This window comes from Candidatus Anstonellales archaeon, assembly GCA_038869735.1.
GTDB lineage: Archaea > Micrarchaeota > Micrarchaeia > Anstonellales > CG1-02-47-40 > JAWCQO01.
This window is the reverse complement of the sequence record JAWCQO010000004.1, coordinates 67,642-84,802: the sequence shown is the minus strand read 5'-3', so window position 1 is coordinate 84,802 and position 17,161 is coordinate 67,642. Positions and strand designations below refer to the sequence as shown.

Annotated in this window: 13 protein-coding genes; 9 read left to right on the top strand and 4 right to left on the bottom strand. The window is 38.2% G+C overall.

The annotated features are described in order from the left end of the window. The first annotated feature begins 223 nt into the window (after window positions 1-223). Genes QXF67_02660 through QXF67_02650 form a run of 3 tightly spaced genes read left to right on the top strand, consistent with a single transcriptional unit; the run spans window position 224 to window position 2,079 of the window. On the top strand, window positions 224-859 hold the full coding sequence (locus QXF67_02660; GenBank protein MEM3060414.1) for a 50S ribosomal protein L1: 636 nt from the start codon (window positions 224-226) through the stop codon (window positions 857-859). A 2-nt stretch (window positions 860-861) separates the two neighbouring features. Continuing rightward, window positions 862-1,731, top strand: coding sequence for a 50S ribosomal protein L10 (gene rplJ / locus QXF67_02655; protein MEM3060413.1), 870 nt, complete (start codon window positions 862-864; stop codon window positions 1,729-1,731). Between the two features lie 36 nt (window positions 1,732-1,767). Beyond that, window positions 1,768-2,079: a 50S ribosomal protein L12 gene (locus QXF67_02650; protein MEM3060412.1), complete on the top strand. Its 312-nt coding sequence runs from the start codon at window positions 1,768-1,770 to the stop codon at window positions 2,077-2,079. Window positions 2,080-2,323: 244 nt separating this feature from the next. Here the strand turns inward: QXF67_02650 and QXF67_02645 are convergent, their stop codons facing one another. After that, window positions 2,324-2,512 carry a hypothetical protein gene (locus QXF67_02645; GenBank protein MEM3060411.1) on the bottom strand — a complete coding sequence of 63 codons (189 nt, stop codon included), beginning with the start codon at window positions 2,510-2,512 and terminating at the stop codon, window positions 2,324-2,326. A gap of 70 nt (window positions 2,513-2,582) precedes the next feature. Here QXF67_02645 and QXF67_02640 point away from each other — a divergent pair, with 70 nt between their 5' ends. Next, window positions 2,583-3,110, top strand: a complete 528-nt coding sequence (locus QXF67_02640) for a 30S ribosomal protein S6e (protein ID MEM3060410.1) — start codon at window positions 2,583-2,585, stop codon at window positions 3,108-3,110. A 12-nt stretch (window positions 3,111-3,122) separates the two neighbouring features. Next, a complete protein-coding gene (locus QXF67_02635; GenBank protein MEM3060409.1) occupies window positions 3,123-4,310 on the top strand; it encodes a translation initiation factor IF-2 subunit gamma in 1,188 nt (395 codons plus the stop codon). Between the two features lie 147 nt (window positions 4,311-4,457). On the opposite strand, the gene pdxT is transcribed toward QXF67_02635, so the two are convergent. Then, window positions 4,458-5,039 (bottom strand): pyridoxal 5'-phosphate synthase glutaminase subunit PdxT, encoded by a 582-nt coding sequence (pdxT, locus tag QXF67_02630; GenBank protein MEM3060408.1) that lies wholly within the window; start codon window positions 5,037-5,039, stop codon window positions 4,458-4,460. Window positions 5,040-5,090: 51 nt separating this feature from the next. On the opposite strand from pdxT, the gene QXF67_02625 reads away from it, so the two are divergent. Both QXF67_02625 and QXF67_02620 read left to right on the top strand, forming a co-directional pair. Next, window positions 5,091-9,584, top strand: coding sequence for a S8 family serine peptidase (locus QXF67_02625; GenBank protein ID MEM3060407.1), 4,494 nt, complete (start codon window positions 5,091-5,093; stop codon window positions 9,582-9,584). Further along, window positions 9,581-10,633, top strand: coding sequence for a hypothetical protein (locus QXF67_02620; GenBank protein ID MEM3060406.1), 1,053 nt, complete (start codon window positions 9,581-9,583; stop codon window positions 10,631-10,633). The genes QXF67_02625 and QXF67_02620 overlap by 4 nt, the downstream gene beginning before the upstream one ends. A gap of 53 nt (window positions 10,634-10,686) precedes the next feature. Here QXF67_02620 and pdxS read toward each other — a convergent pair whose 3' ends face one another. Then, window positions 10,687-11,568, bottom strand: coding sequence for a pyridoxal 5'-phosphate synthase lyase subunit PdxS (pdxS, locus tag QXF67_02615; GenBank protein ID MEM3060405.1), 882 nt, complete (start codon window positions 11,566-11,568; stop codon window positions 10,687-10,689). A 21-nt stretch (window positions 11,569-11,589) separates the two neighbouring features. Beyond that, window positions 11,590-12,447 (bottom strand): hypothetical protein, encoded by an 858-nt coding sequence (locus QXF67_02610; GenBank protein ID MEM3060404.1) that lies wholly within the window; start codon window positions 12,445-12,447, stop codon window positions 11,590-11,592. A gap of 333 nt (window positions 12,448-12,780) precedes the next feature. On the opposite strand from QXF67_02610, the gene gyrB reads away from it, so the two are divergent. Then, entirely contained in the window at window positions 12,781-14,700 is a 1,920-nt protein-coding gene (gene gyrB / locus QXF67_02605; protein MEM3060403.1) for a DNA topoisomerase (ATP-hydrolyzing) subunit B, read from the top strand. 14 nt (window positions 14,701-14,714) lie between these two features. Beyond that, window positions 14,715-17,153 (top strand): DNA gyrase subunit A, encoded by a 2,439-nt coding sequence (gyrA, locus tag QXF67_02600; GenBank protein MEM3060402.1) that lies wholly within the window; start codon window positions 14,715-14,717, stop codon window positions 17,151-17,153. Window positions 17,154-17,161 lie beyond the last annotated feature (8 nt).

Sequence of the window (17,161 nt, the reverse complement as noted above, 5' to 3'; positions counted from 1 at the left end):
AAGTCTTATGGTCTTATAGATTTTAAGCATCAGCATAGACTCTCTTCATTTACAGGTCATCAGTAAAAAGAACGTTTTTCCAAAACAGATACTCAATACGCCCAGCAATAAGTTACCAATCTGTTTCCGAAATGCTTATATAGTTCAATTTGTCAATGTATTGCTACTTTTGCAAAATAGCTTTTTTCCCGTCGAACTGCTTTAAGCAGGAGGGAAACAAACCATGATAGAAAGAGACAGATTTAAGGCAGCCATAGAAAAAGCTCTATTGGATAAAGGAAAAAGAAATTTTACCCAATCAGTTGAGATTATCTTCTCATTTAAAAATGTTGATTTCTCCAAGCCGGATAATAGGCTAAATGTTGAAGTTGCACTACCAAAGGGCAGAGGCAAAACGCCTAAAGTCTGGGTTTTTGCAGAGCAACAAATGGCCCTAGAAGCAAAGAACGCTGGAGCAGATACGGTTGTGGGTTCTTCTGAAATAACTAAGATGGCGCAGAACAAAAAAGCTCTTAAAAAGCTCGCACGAGAATATGTCTTCTTTGCACAGCCTTCATTTATGGTCACAATCGGAAAGACGTTAGGTCAGGTCTTAGCCTCTCGTGGAAAGCTTCCAAAACCTATAATTGGTGCATCGGTTTCAGAAATGATTGAGCTTGCTAAGCGAACCGTAAAGATTGCAAGCAAAGGAAAAAACCTGCCTGTAGCTCAGTGTGCAATTGGAACAGAAAAGATGAGCGTCGATGATTTAGTTGAAAATGCTGAAGCAGTATATAGCCGAGTTGCGGAAAAAGTCGGTTCCGAAAACATAAAACGGATATACGTGAAACTCACGATGGGCAAGTGTGCGCTGGTGTAAATATGAAAAAAGAGATGGAAAACAAAAATGAGCGGCAGGCGATTATAAAAAAGAAAAAAAAGGTTGCTGATCTTTCATCCAAGATAAAATCGTCCAAGGTAATTGGTTTGGTTAATCTAAACAACGTCCCAGATCGACTGCTCCAAAAAGCAAGAAAAGCGCTCAGAGGAAAGGTAGAATTTATAGCGGCTAAAAACAGTGTAATTAAAAGGGCATTGGAGACCTCAAAAAATGGAGAGAAGTTAATCCCCTTCTTGAAAAATCCTTCCCTCCTTTTTCTCTCTTCGTCGCTTTCGCCATACGCTATCGCTCAATATTTCAGGAATAATAAGGAAAAAATCGCTGCAAAACCGGGCCAAATTGCAGTAGAGGATATAAAGGTTTTAGAGGGTGAGACAAATCTACCTCCAGGTCCAGCACTCTCTGAACTAAAAAGCGCGAACATAAATGCCCAAATACGTGGGGGTAAAATAGTTATAGCAAAAGAATCGATAGTGGTTAAAAAAGGAGAGAAGATATCACCCACCGTATCCAAGGCACTCCAAAAGCTAGGCATTCTTCCTTTTGAAGCCGCAATAAGAATAGAAGCAGCAGTTGATGAGGAAGGAGTGCTCTTTGACTATAACACGTTAGATGTTGATTCATCAACTCTCCAGTCGGACACCATACGTGCCTTTGTTGAATCATCAAACTTTTCTATAAATATCGGATATCCGACACATAATAATATAAACATTTTATTGATAAACACCATACTTCAAGCAAGAAATCTTTCGCTAAACTGCGGTGTTTATTCAACTGCTACAATTCAACTTCTGCTTCAAAAGGCATTTAGAGAAGCAAATGTTTTTGAACAAGCGCAAGTAAAATAAAAACGCCTAATAAAAATATGGTTGGAGGTTGTTAAAATGAAAGTAGACCCATATCTTCATGCGGTACTGGTACTTCACGGTGCCGGCAAAGAAATCACAAAAGAGAATATAATATCCGTTCTTTCATCCGCAGGTGTTCAGGTAGATGAGGCGCGTGCAAAAGTACTCTCAGAAGCCGTTGCTGGATTAAACTTTGATGAACTCCTAAAATCTGCAGCTGTACCTGTGGTTTCTTCCCCTTCTGGGAGTAAGGAGGGAGGAGAAAAAGAAGAAAAAAAGAAGGAAGTTGCAGAAGAAGGTAAAAAAGAGGAAGCAACTGCAGAGGGACTTGCAGCCCTTTTTGGCTAAACTGAAGTTAATACTCTTCTTTATTCCCTTTGCAGAACACAACTCACAATCTTTGGAGTTTTGGCGTTTGCTTTTCTTCTTCGTCAGCTATCGGGCGTGCTGGCAAAAATTTTGAGTAATAACAGTTTAATCAATCTGGGAAGAGATAGAAAACCCTCCAATGTTTTATTAACAGCAACCTTTTATTTTCAAAAATCTCTAGTAAGAAAAGCTATTTCAATTGGTTTTTTCCACATTGTATCGTTTAGATATACTCTATATTACATATATCCAATGGCGTATTATTGCTACTAGATAACACTCGCGTGGGAGCTATTTCTAAATAAGCCTTTGACTTTACAAAAATCAGATGATGCTCAAACCCCCTGTCGTTAAGGAGACTGACTATCTTTTCAATTTCAGCTAATCTTACTCCTTCTAAATTTATTTTCATCTTACCACCAAAAGAGTAACAAGAATAATCATTTAAAAGAAGGGGAGAGAGACCAAAAGTCCGCTCTGTGATGAACCAACTTTACTCTTTCATTTTTAAAATTTGCCCATCTAAATTTACCTACTTTCTTATTGATCATGGAGACGGAGGAATTGATACTATGAAAATAGTAATATCTCATAAAAGTGGACAATCTTATCAAGTTGAGGTGCATGCTGCAAAAGCAGCAGCTCTCTATGGGTTGAAGATAGGAGATGAGTTTGACGGTGGCATAGCCGGCGCATCCGGATACAAACTTAAGATAACAGGTGGTTCCGATACTTCAGGCTTTCCGATGAGAAGGGATGTTTCCGGCTCAAGAAGAACAGCAGTTTTAATCTCAAATAGACCGGGCTTTCGTCCAACTAAGAAGGGTGAGAGAAAAAGAAAAAGAGTCCATGGAAACCAAGTTGATGCTGAAATAGCACAGCTTAACACTGTAGTTGTTGAAGAAGGCCCACAACCACTCAGCGAGATTTTCAAAAAAAGCGAGGATAATGTAAGTGAAAAGAAATCGAAGACAAAAGAAAAGAACACGGGAACAAAAAAGAAGAAATGAGGACGTGGAGAGATGCAAGCAGAAGTTAATATAGGTCTTGTTGGTCATGTAGACCATGGAAAAACATCCCTTACTCGCGCACTTACTGGAAAGTGGACCTCGGAACACTCAGAAGAACTCAAAAGAGGTATCAGCATAAGAATAGGGTATGCAGATGCAACGTTTTACAAAACAGTTACAAGAAAAAAAACGACTTACTCTCTTAAGAAGACCAAAGGAGCAGAAATTTCACGCGTCGTTTCATTTCTTGATGCACCCGGACATGAGACTTTGATGACAACTGCTATTGCAGCTTCAAGTATAATTGACGGGGCAATTTTAGTAATAGCTGCTAACGAAAAGTGTCCTCAACCCCAAACATACGAACATCTTCTTGTCCTAAATATCCTTGGAATAAAGAATATAGTCGTTGTCCAAAATAAGATTGACTTGGTAAGCCGGGAACAGGCTTTAGCAAACTATAAAGAGATACGAGAGTTTCTAAAAGGCACGATAGCGGAAAACGCCCCCATTATCCCGACTTCTGCAAATTATGAAATGAATATAGATGCTCTTGTTGAGGCTATTGAGAAGACTATTCCTACCCCAACAAGGAATCAGGAACTCTCGCCCAGAATGTACATAACTCGTTCATTTGATGTTAATAGGCCGGGAACACCAATAACAGAGCTAAGGGGTGGAGTAATTGGTGGCTCTATTTTACAGGGAAAGTTTGAGGTTGGCGACGAAATTGAGCTTAGGCCTGGAATCACAAAGAAAACAAAGGATAAAGAGATCACGGTTCCAATTATACTTAAGATTGTGGGCATAAACGTAGGTAATGAAAGAGTTGAAAAAGCATATCCAGGAGGACTTGTGGCTTTCGAGACGCTGATTGATCCCTCTCTAACTAAGGGAGATGGGCTTGTTGGTAATGTGGTTGGAAGACCAGGTGAACTGCCGCCCGTTTTAGATGAGCTTACTATGGAATTTAACGTTTTAAACAGATCAGACATACAATCACAGCCATTAAAGCCCCAAGAACCGCTTGTAATCTGTGCAGGAACCGCAACAACAATTGGCGTTATCACAAAGCAAAAGGGCAAAAATATTGAGCTAAAACTAAAGAGAGGTATATGTGTTGATAAAGATGTAAAACTTGCAGTTTGTAGAAGAATAAACCAAAGGTGGCGTCTTGCTGGATGGGGAATGCTTCTATGATTCGTCCTGGTATATGCTCAATTTGTGGGAACGTTGCAACTAAAACTTGCAGGTGGTGTCTATCACCTGCTTGTGATTTATGTATGCGAACCGACATATGCAAAAGTTGTTTTTCAGGTAAAAAGTTATAATATGGTTTTTGGATTTTTAGAGTCGTAAGAAATATTGATGAAATATTGTTTCGCCGCTAAGTTCAGGATGAAAAGCCAAAGCAAGAAATACTTGATTTTTGCATCTTTCTTTTATTGCTACAGGACGATTGTCAAAAAACCCCAAAACTTCGCAGTTTCCCCACCACCTTTCAAATAAAGGAGCTCGAATAAAAACGGCTCTGACTTTTCCTATGGTTGTTTCTATTTCATCCTCAAAAGATTCTATTTGTGGACCATAAGCGTTTCTTGAGACCTCTATGTCCATAAGTTCCAAAAATCTCTGCTCGCTTGTAGCTCCATTTACTTTCTTTGCAAGTAAGATAGCCCCTGCGCATGTTCCAAATATTTTTCTTATCTTTTTTATATCTTCCCACATATCTTGAGAAGAGATAAGTTTACTTATGGTCGTGCTCTCTCCGCCTGGAATTATTAAGCCGTCTAAATCAATTAGGTCTTCTCTATTTCTAACATCTACTATATGAAGGTCAATTTTTTCCTTTTTTCCAGCTTCAAGTAGCGAAACTTTATGCTCTGCTACGTCGCCATGAAATGAAAGCACCCCTATCCTTTGTCTCATCATAGTATATTCAGAGAAAGTGATTTAAAGAGCTTTTGTATAGACTTGATTATGTCATTTAAGGGGTTAGCATTCCTCTATTTCATCTTCTTTCTTCTTCAGATACTTCTTGCAGGGCCTTTATTATTAAATGAGAATCTAAGAGAGGAAAAAATCGACGCAACTGTTCTAGAAAAACTGAATGGGGAGGGGAGCATAAGAGTAATTGTACTATTAAATGATTCAGAGCCGGTTTCTGAGATTATAGGCCAATATGGACTCTATTCGCCCAACGTTGTACAAAAACAAAGAGAATACTCGCTTGCACAAGAAAAAGTGATATCTTCACTTCGTTCATTTCCCCTTAAGGCAAGATATAAATATTTCAATGCATTTGCCGGAGAAGTCACGCGCCAGCAATTATTGGAGCTCGAAAGAAACCCCTTAGTAAAACGGATTATTTATGATAGGCCGGTATATATCAGCCTACAAGAGGCTCTCCCACTTCAAAACGTTACTCCTGCCTATAATCTTTATGTGGGTGGGCAAAATATAACAGGAAAAGGACAGGCGGTATGTGTAATTGATACAGGAATAGCCTATAATCACGAAAGCTTTGGAAATTGCACTTCTGGTGAGTTTTTTAGTGGAAATTGCAGTAAGGTTAGGGGTGGCTGGAATTTTGTGAATAGGACCAACGACCCAACGGATGATAATGGGCATGGTTCCCATGTTGCAGGCATTATTGCGGCAAATGGGTCGGTTCGAGGTGTTGCACCAGAAGCTGAAATAGTTGCATTAAAAGTTCTTAACAGAAACGGACAAGGTTATTTTTCTGATGTAGCATTGGCTGTTGAATGGTGCATTTCAAACAAGTCTATCTATAACATTTCAGTCATATCTATGAGTTTGGGGGATGGTGGTAGATATACCGAAGATACCTGTCCTACTTTCAATACTTCTCTGTTTTCTTCTGCCACGAATGCAGGAATTGCTATCTTTGCAGCAAGTGGAAACGAAAACCATTCGACAGGCATTTCTCATCCTGCTTGTGATCCATCCGTTATCTCCGTTGGGGCGGTTTACGATGCCGACGTTGGAGGTGTTGCCTGGAGCAACTGTGTAGATGCTACAACATCACCGGACAGATTAACATGCTTTACCAACAGGGGGCCAAATCTTGACTTACTTGCAGCAGGTGCACTTATAACGTCTGTAGATTATGATGGAACAACGGTTACAATGGGCGGAACATCGATGGCAGCTCCAATGGCTGCAGGAGCCGCAGCTCTTATAAAACAGTTCATCTCGTTACAACGTGGAAACGCAACACCAATTGAAATAAAAAATACTCTAAAAGCAAGCGGAAAAAACGTAACGGACCCTTGGAATGGGACAGTTTACCCGAGGATAAGCGTCTTTGAAGCTTTGATTCGTGCTGATTCTATTAAGCCAACCATTTTTTTTGTTGAGCCAACACCTGCCAACAATGTTACTATAAATGGCTCAAATGTATTCATCAACATAAGCATTAATGAGAACTATTCCTCCGCTATTATAGAATGGGCCGGTTCAAATGAGTCTCTTATTAACTCAACAAATACAAAGTCATTTTATGCGTATATAAATAAAACTAATCTATCGAGTGGAACGTATCCCTATAAAATTTATGTAATCGATTTAAACGGAAACATCAACTCTAGCGAAACACGGAATATTATCGTTGATAACTATCCAATTTTTGATTTTTCTTCTCCAACACCAGATGACAATTCAGTCATAAATAAGACCTGGGTTGAAATAAATGTTACTTTTTCTTCACCCTCAGCTTCGGTAGTCTTACTTGAATGGAACCTTTCTTCAAATTTAACAATGAATGGAACCTTTCCAACTTTTGGAACCACTATATCCTCCTTGTCAGATGAAAACTACACCTACAGAGTTTATGCTAACTCCTCGGGTACGGGTTTGTGGAACGTATCCGAAACAAGAAGATTGAGGATAGATACAATAGCGCCAGTGATATCATTTGTAGATAGGACTCCGCTTAACAATTCATACTCTCAAAATTCTTCCTTTATTATAAACATAACTTCCTCCGAAACTTTAGAGCGCGTAAGTCTTTACTTTAATGGAACAGAATATAACATGACGAATAATACGGGCACTGGATGGTACTATAATATCACTGTTCTTTTTGATGGAAACTATACATATTATGTTGTAGGACACGATTTTGGGGGAAATTCAAATACTACCGGCACAAATATACTATATGTGCAGATGAGCGATATGAACATTACCTTTTTGGCACCCACTCCCCAAAATGCGTCGAACGTTTCAGCTAATTCAGTAGTAATTAACTTTACTATCTCAGGTTTCTCTGATAAAATTTTACTTGAATGGAATTATAGCATAAATGAAACTGTAAACTCCAATAACGGATATTATTGGATTAACAAATCTGATTTGGGAGAGGGAGAATATTCATACAGAGTCTTAGCCAATCACTCTGCCCGCAATCAATGGGTCTCATCAGAAGAGCGCAAAGTTCACATAGATCTCACTAAACCTAGAGGATTATTTGTCTCTCCTACGCCGTCCGATGGTCATTACCAGAATCTAACTTATGTTTTTATCAATCTTTCAGTTAATGAACCAATCAAAAATGCGACTTTGGAGTGGAATGGGACAAATTATACTATGAATGGAGTTGGTACTCTTTGGTACATCAATTTAACTAACCTAATAGATGGGGAGTATTCTTATTCTGCTTATATGACGGACTATGCAGACAACACAAATAAAACAGCTACTAATTCAGTACATGTTGACACTCTACCGCCCAATATCCGTCTCCTATATATCTGGAACATAACCAACGAAAGCACAACTATTGCATTAGTCTCATCCGAACCTGTTAATGCGACCGTATTATATGGTTTTTCACAAAATGCTCTTTTAAATACAAGTAACGATACGGCGCAAACGACAACAAAGAACATCACACTATCTTCACTTGTCCCATCCTCGATGTATTATGTACAGGTAAAAATCTCTGATTTAGCAAGTAATCATCTTTTAAGTTCAATATATCGTTTTGTTACAACTAAAATCAACCGCCTTAATATAACTGAGAATTCTTCCTATCAATTAAATTCAACAGAGACAAACTTAAGCATAATATTAGTGACAAATGCCACCATTGTGGAGGGGGAAATAAATATATCCTTTAGTAGCTTATCAGCTAATAATCTGAATACGAGTAATATTTATGAAAAAGGATTAGATATTTTTGTGTTCATCACGACAAGCGATAATGTTATCAATTCACTTTTGGATTCTCAGTTGCGGATATCATATAATCAGACCGAAGTGGATAGTCTTGGAATCTCTGAGGCGACTTTAAGACCATTTAAATATAATACCATTAACTCATCATGGATAAAATACGAAGAACCCGTAGCTGGCGTTGACGTTAATAATAATTATGTCTGGATAAATACAACTTCATATTCAGAATGGACAATAGGTGGAAAGGTCCAGAACGGTTATTCCTGTCTTTATAATCAGACGTGCGTAAGTGGTTTTTGTAGCCAAAACACTTACTTGTGTGAGAATGCCCCAAGTTCGTCATCAAGCAGCGGTAGTGGTGGAGGTGGGGGAGGCAGTAGCATAGGAGGTTCATCTGCAGGTAGTCCTTCGGCCAGCGGTGGCAGCGGAGCTTCGTTTATATCTCAAAATATAAGCAGCGGGTTAAAGACCTATTATTTTAGGCGCTCGACTAGTGTAGACGCATTTAATAATATTACACATTTTTCTTTGTTTATCCAAAACAACGATACAGAGCCGATTGAAAATTTTGAGGTGGTTGAGGTTATACCGTCCCTAGCAGCCGACAGCAAAGAAAAAGTGTATTTTGACATATTGCCGGATGTGATAGAGAATGGCAGTATAATAGCAAAGTGGAAGTTTCTCACTCTCTCTCCACAAGAATCAATAGAAATAAAGTACAGCATTTTGGGTAAAGTATATAAAACAAGAGATTTTGCCTCTAAAATAATTCTTTTGAGCAACGACCAAAATAAGACCATTAACGAGACGTTACTTTTACATGCACCGGCTCTTGCAGCTCTAAACGAAAAGATAACTCTTTTTGTTAGTAAGAGTAATGGTAGTCCTGCACCAGATGCAACGATAGTAGTTGTTTCTCCTCTTAGAAGAGCAGAGTATCTAACGACTGATAATAGTGGCATGGTACAATATATGCCTACTTATCCAGGGGTCTACACATTTTATTCACCGGGTGTGAAAAATGCCAAACCGGTCAATGTTACGGTATTTAAAGTACCAGAACCCGAGATGTCACGTCTACAAACGCAGTCTCTCAATAAGAGCCGTGATAAAGCTAGGACTGTGGAAATAAAAGAAACTAATAAGCCATCTATCTTCTCATCTCATTTAGAACTACTTTATTATTTGGCAGGTGGAGCATTAATAATTATAGGGACTTCTTATATTCTCTACGTCATTATAATAAGAAAGATAAGGCGGCGGTCAAAATGATTAATCTGATGTTTATTTTACTTCTTACTGCATCATTACCATCAGCTTTAGCGTTTTCAAAAGGTGATGAATATCTAGACCTTTTTATCGCTAGTTACCTCACTGATAATGAGCTCTTCAGCATCGAGGATTTTAAATTAACAAGGAATTATTCGGTTTATTATTTTGTAGTTATTAATGGTACACAAAATTTGATTGTCAAAAAGATAATAGATTCTCCTTCAAGTTTCGTAATTGTACAAAATGAATCCGAAATAAGGGATGTTTTATTTGAATATTATATTTTGAAAGGGTTTAAAAAAATCCCACCAAATGAAACTCAAAAGCTTAAAGAGTTCATCATCTCGTTTTCAAAAAGCCGCGAGCCTGGCGAATCCAGATGCAAAAAATATCTTGGAACTGATCTCTATCCCTGTTCGGATCGGGAATCGTGCTTTAAGTCATGCTTTACTCCGATTTGTAGTCCACTTGCTCAAGGTGTCGGCTGGGAATTTATAGACCTTATTGTTTATTTTGAAAATAGAACTAAAAACCTCGAATATCTAACCCGAGATGCTGAGATGATTATTGAAAGATTTTCAGAAAACCAATCAAAAGAAAATTTCTTAGCTGTTAAATCAATTCTTTTAGAGATAAATAGAGTTGCAACAAACATAACAACAAACGGCATTTTTAGTGTATATCAAATATGCCATCCTGTGAATTATGACATCGTTTCTTTAATAAAAGCAAAGCGACTTATTGAGAAATTCGAGATAGAGAGCTTGCCTATTATAGAAGTCGATGAGCATGTTGAGAAAATTGCAGAAGAAGCAAAAAGAAGAAGTAGAACCTTTAATCTATCCAAGTCTTACAAAGAAACAAATGAAAAAATGGAGCAAGTCTCACTTCCAGCTCAAGAGACTAACCGAACTATGATGAGCAACAATCAAAATAACTCCGAAAGAGAACAGGGTTCAGAAAAAATTATGCCCGCCGATGTTGAAAGTAGAGATTTCCGCATTCCCTTGATATCTGACCTGATTGATTTGATTATATCGCTGTTCTGATGAAAGGATAAATAGTTCTTCCTTTTCTTATAGCCGCAAAAACAAGTTTCGGTTCAGATTCCTCTTGTTGCCATTCTTTGATGTCCCTCTAATTCTTCAATATCAATTCCCTTCATTGGTGTTCCTAACCCTTCAGAAACTCTTGCAAGTAATTCTTTATCTTCAAAATGTGCAACGGCCTCAACAATTGCATCCGCCATCCTCTTTGGTTCTGAAGATTTGAAGATTCCGCTTCCAACAAATACGCCATCACAGCCTAATTGCATACATAATGCTGCATCTGCCGGCGTTGCGATTCCTCCTGCAGCAAAATTAACTACAGGTAGTCGTCCTAAGTCTCGTGTCTCCATAATTAATTCCAGACTCACATTCTCCTCTTTTGAGTATTTTGCCAATTCACCTTTATCCATATTTTTTAACAGTGATATTTCCTTTTTTATAGTCAAAATATGTTTAACCGCTTCAACGATATTGCCCGTCCCAGCTTCGCCTTTTGTTCTTATCATTGCCGCTCCCTCTTCAATGCGCCTAAGAGCTTCTCCTAAATTTCTTGCACCGCATACAAATGGAACACTAAAGTTTTTCTTGTCTATGTGATTTTCATTATCCGCAGGTGTCAAAACTTCACTTTCATCTATAAAATCTACTCCTAATGCTTCAAGGATTTGTGCCTCAACGAAATGCCCGATCCTCACCTTTGCCATCACAGGGATGGTAACGGCGCTTTTAATCTCTTTGATTTTCAAGGGATCAGCCATCCTTGCAACGCCGCCCTCAGCTCTTATATCGGCCGGTACACGTTCCAGTGCCATAACTGAGACTGCGCCAGCACTCTCAGCAATCTTTGCTTGTTCTGCGCTGACTACATCCATTATTACCCCGCCTTTTAGCATTTGAGCGAGACCTCTCTTTAAGAGACTTGAACCTTTTATCATGTTCCCCCCAATTTACTTCACTTAGTCTCTTTTAATTCTTAGTGCAGGAAGAAGAAGTATATCAGCAACAGCTTTTATTTCTTTGGCCGTAAAACCCATACTTCGCCTATCAAAAACGCAATAATTATTTTCAAACTCAGTTAACACGTCAGTTAAGCGATGACCATCAATAAAAAAAGAATGATAAGGTGAATTTTTGTTCAGCAAAAAAACAGTCGTGGCTGGTATTTCAACGATCAAAAAATGTCTATTAAATTTTTTGAGTTGTGGGAAGATCCTCTCAAGATAATGAATGATTGAGTCAACATTAATCGGCACTAGCGAGGCTATTCTTCTTACTTCTTTTATATTCTGCTCAATAAGGTCAATTACTTTTCTGGTCTGTTCTTTCAGAAAAAGGTAAGCATCTTTTATTGCAAATACATGTGTGTCTCTTAAACGCCTTACCCACTCTAACTCCCCAGAGATCTCGCCAGCTTTTTTTATGTCATATGCATGAAGTTCAAGCGCTATTGCTGATTTTTTGGGAGTGCGGTAAAGAAGCGTATACGAGAATTTAATGCGAGAATAATAATCTTGAAGAGTAAGGATATAATTGCAATAGGAAATAGAGTCGCCCGTAGCCATTCCGATTCTTTTTCTTATTTTCCAGGGGTTTGTTATCGTATCAAGGCTATAAAACTTTTTTACAACGATGCCCCTTTTTCTTAATTCTGTTGCCAAAGCGTCTCTGAAAGGAAAAACTGCTTTCTGCTCATTTGCATGAGGAGTCAAAAGAAAAACGGCTTTGGGTTTTTTGTAGCTACCTCGTAGGATATATTCTTTAATCTTTTCATATTTCGGTTGTGGGTCCCTTAGACTAAATTGGTTTTGAAGCATGCGTTAGATTGGTTTAATTTGTTGTTTAAATACTTAAGTCTCTTTTTAGATAAATGATACGGAGAAGAAAAAGGCAGGCGCCAACATCTCCTCTGTTGTTTTTCGGGCGGTACACTGTTATATTTGCTTAAGGCCGGATAACCTGTTTTTATAACTTTTCAGACAACATCATTAGGGGGATGCGGTCATTAAAATTACTGAAGAAAAAAGGTAAGTTTATATACTATAACTTTGAAATATTTTTGAGTGATTTACGAGATAAAACGACCAGGAGAAAAAAACGGGATATGATATATCTGAAAATCATACAGCTATTATTAGGTGTGTTTAAAAATGGTTGAAAGCTCGCTTCATATTAATAGCGATTATCGAGCTGAACATATACAGATCCTAGAAGATTTAGAGGCAGTTAGAAAACGGCCAGCGATGTATGTTGGTGATACTGGAACTCGCGGCTTTCATCATCTTGCATACGAAGTTATTGACAATGCCATAGATGAAGCCCAAGCGGGTTTTTGCACTAAAATTAGAGTGCGTTTACTTCCAAATAACGAAATTGAAATATCGGACAATGGGAGAGGGATACCTACCGATATACATCCCAAGACAAATAAAAGTGCAATGGAGGTTGTATGTACAGCTCTCCATGCCGGAGGAAAGTTTGACAACAAAACATACAAAATTTCCGGAGGGCTGCATGGTGTAGGTCTTTCTGTTGTAAATGCGCTCTCTGAAAAATTCCAGATGTTTGTAAAGAGGGATGGAAAACTGTATTTTTTCGAATGCTCAAAGGGAAAAAAATTGGGAGATGCAAAGGAAATAGGAAAGGCTGACGATACAGGAACGACTATCTTATTTAAGCCAGATAATGAGATTTTTTCTGTTTCAGAATTTTCTTACGAGATACTTGAAAATAGACTGAAAGAGTTAGCTTTCCTTAATAAAGGAGTAACTATAGAGCTGTCTGACGAGAGATCTCCGGCTAGCCCGAAAACGGACGTTTTCAAATTCGAAGGCGGAATAAAGGCTTTTGTAGAATACATAAACCGAAATAAAGAACCACTCCATCCTATTATATATCTTGAGAAGTTAGAAAAAGGTATTTTCGTTGAGGTTGCAATCCAATACACGGCCACATATAACGAAAACATCTATACTTTTGCAAATAATATAAATACTCAAGAAGGCGGTTTTCATCTTGTAGGCTTCAAGACTGCGCTTACACGTGTAATAAACGACTATATTAAAGAAAACAATATCTTAAAAGGAAACATTAGGCTTTCAGGAGACGACCTTAAGGAAGGTCTTTCCGCTATCGTATCTGTAAAACTCCCAAATCCGCAATTTGAAGGACAAACTAAAACAAAGTTAGGGAACACTGAAGTTAGGGGAATTGTAGAATCTGTCGTTTTTGAATCTCTTAAAAGATATTTCGAAGAAAATCCTGTTGACGCGCGTGCTATCATAACAAAAGCTATTTCTGCAATGGAAGCAAGGGAAGCCTCTCAAAAAGCTCGCGAACTAATAAGACGGAAAAGTGCACTTGAAAGTTCATTACTTCCAGGAAAGTTAGCTGACTGTTCAGAACGCGACCCGACAAAATCAGAATTGTTTATAGTGGAAGGAGATTCTGCAGGTGGAAGCGCAAAGCAGGGACGTGATCGGCGTTTTCAAGCAATACTACCCCTTCGTGGTAAAATATTAAACGTAGAAAAAAGTCAGATTAATAGGATACTTTCAAATCAAGAAATACGTAACCTCATAACTGCGCTTGGTACAAATTTTGGAGAAGAGTTTGATATAACAAAACTTCGCTATCATAAAATAATAATTATGACGGATGCCGATGTTGATGGTGCACATATACGTACTCTCCTTCTTACTTTTTTTTATCGGCAGATGAAAACATTAGTAGAAAGGGGGCACGTTTACATAGCGAACCCCCCCTTATACAAAATCAAGAAAGGTAAGGTTGAAAAGTACGCTTATTCTGAAGCTGAAAAAGAAGAAATATTCCGAGAACTCGGAAACGAGGGACTCTCAATTCAAAGATACAAGGGCCTTGGTGAGATGAACCCTCAACAACTTTGGGAAACAACTATGAATCCAAAAAATAGAATTCTGCACAGAGTAACAATTGAGGATGCTATAAAAGCTGACGAATTGTTCACAATACTAATGGGTGAAGTTGTAGATCCAAGAAGGAGGTTTATAGAGGAGCATGCACTTTTGGTTAAGAATCTCGATGTTTAGTGAGTCGGATTGGTATGAGTGGAGATGTAATTAGCGTTCGCCCAATCGAAAAAGAAATGGAAGAGTCTTATATGGATTATGCCATGAGCGTAATCGTGGGTAGAGCTCTTCCTGACATTAGAGATGGGTTAAAACCCGTTCATAGGCGCATATTGTATGCTATGTATGAACTCGGGATGACTCATGATAAGCCCTATAAAAAATCAGCGCGCGTTGTAGGAGAAGTTCTTGGTAAATACCATCCACATGGAGATGTGGCGATATATGAAACCTTAGTTCGTATGGCACAAGACTTCAATCTTAGATATCCACTTATTGATGGTCAAGGAAACTTTGGAAGCATTGATGGCGATAACGCGGCTGCAATGAGGTATACAGAAGCAAGAATGGCAAAAATAGCTGAGGAGATGCTTTCTGACATAGAAAAAGACACAGTCTTATTTCAGCCAAATTTTGATGCAACCTTAAAAGAACCAACCGTACTTCCAGCAAAGATACCTAACCTTCTTATTAACGGTTCTTCGGGCATAGCTGTCGGCATGGCTACCAACATTCCCCCATATAATCTGTGTGAGGTTGTAGACGCAATCTGCGCACTGATAGACAACCCTAATATACCCAACGAAGAACTAATCCAGATTATACCTGGACCTGATTTTCCAACAGGCGGAATAATTTTGGGAAGAGGCGGCTGTGCAGCTTCATTTGCCACTGGGAGAGGTTTAATACGATTACGAGCAGTGGCGGACATAGTTGAAGATGATAAAAATGGAAGGCGTGTAATCAAGATTACTCAAATTCCTTATCAAATTCAAAAGGCTCAGCTTATAGAAGAGATAGCTAATCTAGTAAACGAAAAGAAAATAGAGGGGATTGGAGGTATATATGACAGGTCAGATAAAGAAGGTCTTTGTATCGAGATAGAGTTAAAGCGTAGTGCTGACCCTCGCATAGTATTAAACTATCTTTATGCTCACAGTTCTCTTGAAACTACTTTTGGAGCAATTAATCTTGCTTTGGTAAATGGAAAACCAGAAGTGCTTTCAGTTCCGCAAATGCTCAAATGTTTTATTCTTCATCGTGTAGAAGTAATCAGAAAAAGGTCTACTTTTGAATTAAAAGCTGCTCAGGAAAGAACACATATATTGGAAGGACTAAAAGTGGCAATTGAGAATATAGACTCAGTTGTCAAAATTATAAAGTCATCAACTAGCCCCACATCAGCAAAGGAATTGCTTGAAAAAGAATTTCATCTCTCCGACAAACAAGCTCAAGCAATACTAGAAATGAAGCTTTCGCGTCTCACTTCACTTGAACATGAGAAAATTATTGAAGAGCATCTAGAACTTCAGAAAAACATAGCTTGGTTGACTTCAATTTTGGAAGATGAAAAAAAGATTTTACAAATAGTCAAAGAAGAATCAATAGATATGAAGAAAAAGTATGGCGATGTACGAAGAACTAAGATAGTTGAGTTTGAGGGCGATTTGGATATTGAAGACCTTGTTCCAGATGAACAAGTTGCAATAATAATAACTAATTCGAACTACATCAAACGAATTTCGCTCTCCGAGTATAAACTCCAGAAACGGGGAGGGAAAGGGATAATTGGAGTGGAAGTGAAGGAGGAGGATATAGTAAAGGATATCATAATTGCATCAACACATGACAACCTTTTGTTTTTTACGAAAAAGGGTATGGTGCACTGGTTGAAGGTTTACAAAATACCCTCAGGCAACCGTTACTCTTTGGGGCGTGCTATAGTAAACCTCCTTCAAATAGAGGATGACAGAACAACTGCATGTATGCCTGTCCGAGAATTTAAGGAAGGCGAGTATATTATTATGGTAACAGAGAGAGGAATAGTTAAAAGAAGCGATATAATGGACTATTCCAAACCAAGGAAAGGGGGGATAATAGCAATCAACCTTAAAGAGGGGGATAAGCTAATATCAGCAAAAAAGACTTACGGAAAAGCTGAGATAATACTTGGAACAAAAAAGGGCTATGCAATAAGATTTGTAGAAGATGAGATAAGGGAGATAGGGCGAACAGGACAGGGAGTAATTGGAATACGCCTTGAAAAAGATGACGCAGTAATCGGCATGGCATTAAACGACAAGCCAACACTCCTATCTGTAACAGAAAATGGTTATGGAAAAAGGACACTTGTTTCAGAATATAGATTACAAAAACGAGGAGGTTATGGGGTATTTAATATCAAAACAGCTGGACGAAACGGATACGTCATAGATATAAGAACAGTTTCAGATGAAGATGAGATTATTCTTGTCTCTTCAAGGGGGAAGGTTATTCGAGTTCCTGTTTCTAACATCCCAATAATTGGAAGAAATACTGCAGGTGTAAGAATTATGCGTTTGGAAGAAGGAGAAAAGGTAGTTGGAGTAGCAGAAATCAGCAAAAATAACTCTTTTCAGAATCAGACGCTTTGATAATTAAA

Coding starts and splice junctions, on each gene's coding strand:
- QXF67_02660 (MEM3060414.1), top strand. CDS start 224: ATGATAGAAAGAGACAGATTTAAGGCAGCCATAGAAAAAGCTCTATTG.
- QXF67_02635 (MEM3060409.1), top strand. CDS start 3,123: ATGCAAGCAGAAGTTAATATAGGTCTTGTTGGTCATGTAGACCATGGA.
- gyrB (MEM3060403.1), top strand. CDS start 12,781: ATGGTTGAAAGCTCGCTTCATATTAATAGCGATTATCGAGCTGAACAT.
- QXF67_02640 (MEM3060410.1), top strand. CDS start 2,583: ATGAACCAACTTTACTCTTTCATTTTTAAAATTTGCCCATCTAAATTT.
- pdxT (MEM3060408.1), bottom strand. CDS start 5,039: ATGAGACAAAGGATAGGGGTGCTTTCATTTCATGGCGACGTAGCAGAG.
- QXF67_02650 (MEM3060412.1), top strand. CDS start 1,768: ATGAAAGTAGACCCATATCTTCATGCGGTACTGGTACTTCACGGTGCC.
- QXF67_02610 (MEM3060404.1), bottom strand. CDS start 12,447: ATGCTTCAAAACCAATTTAGTCTAAGGGACCCACAACCGAAATATGAA.
- gyrA (MEM3060402.1), top strand. CDS start 14,715: ATGAGTGGAGATGTAATTAGCGTTCGCCCAATCGAAAAAGAAATGGAA.
- QXF67_02620 (MEM3060406.1), top strand. CDS start 9,581: ATGATTAATCTGATGTTTATTTTACTTCTTACTGCATCATTACCATCA.
- rplJ (MEM3060413.1), top strand. CDS start 862: ATGAAAAAAGAGATGGAAAACAAAAATGAGCGGCAGGCGATTATAAAA.
- QXF67_02625 (MEM3060407.1), top strand. CDS start 5,091: ATGTCATTTAAGGGGTTAGCATTCCTCTATTTCATCTTCTTTCTTCTT.
- pdxS (MEM3060405.1), bottom strand. CDS start 11,568: ATGATAAAAGGTTCAAGTCTCTTAAAGAGAGGTCTCGCTCAAATGCTA.
- QXF67_02645 (MEM3060411.1), bottom strand. CDS start 2,512: ATGAAAATAAATTTAGAAGGAGTAAGATTAGCTGAAATTGAAAAGATA.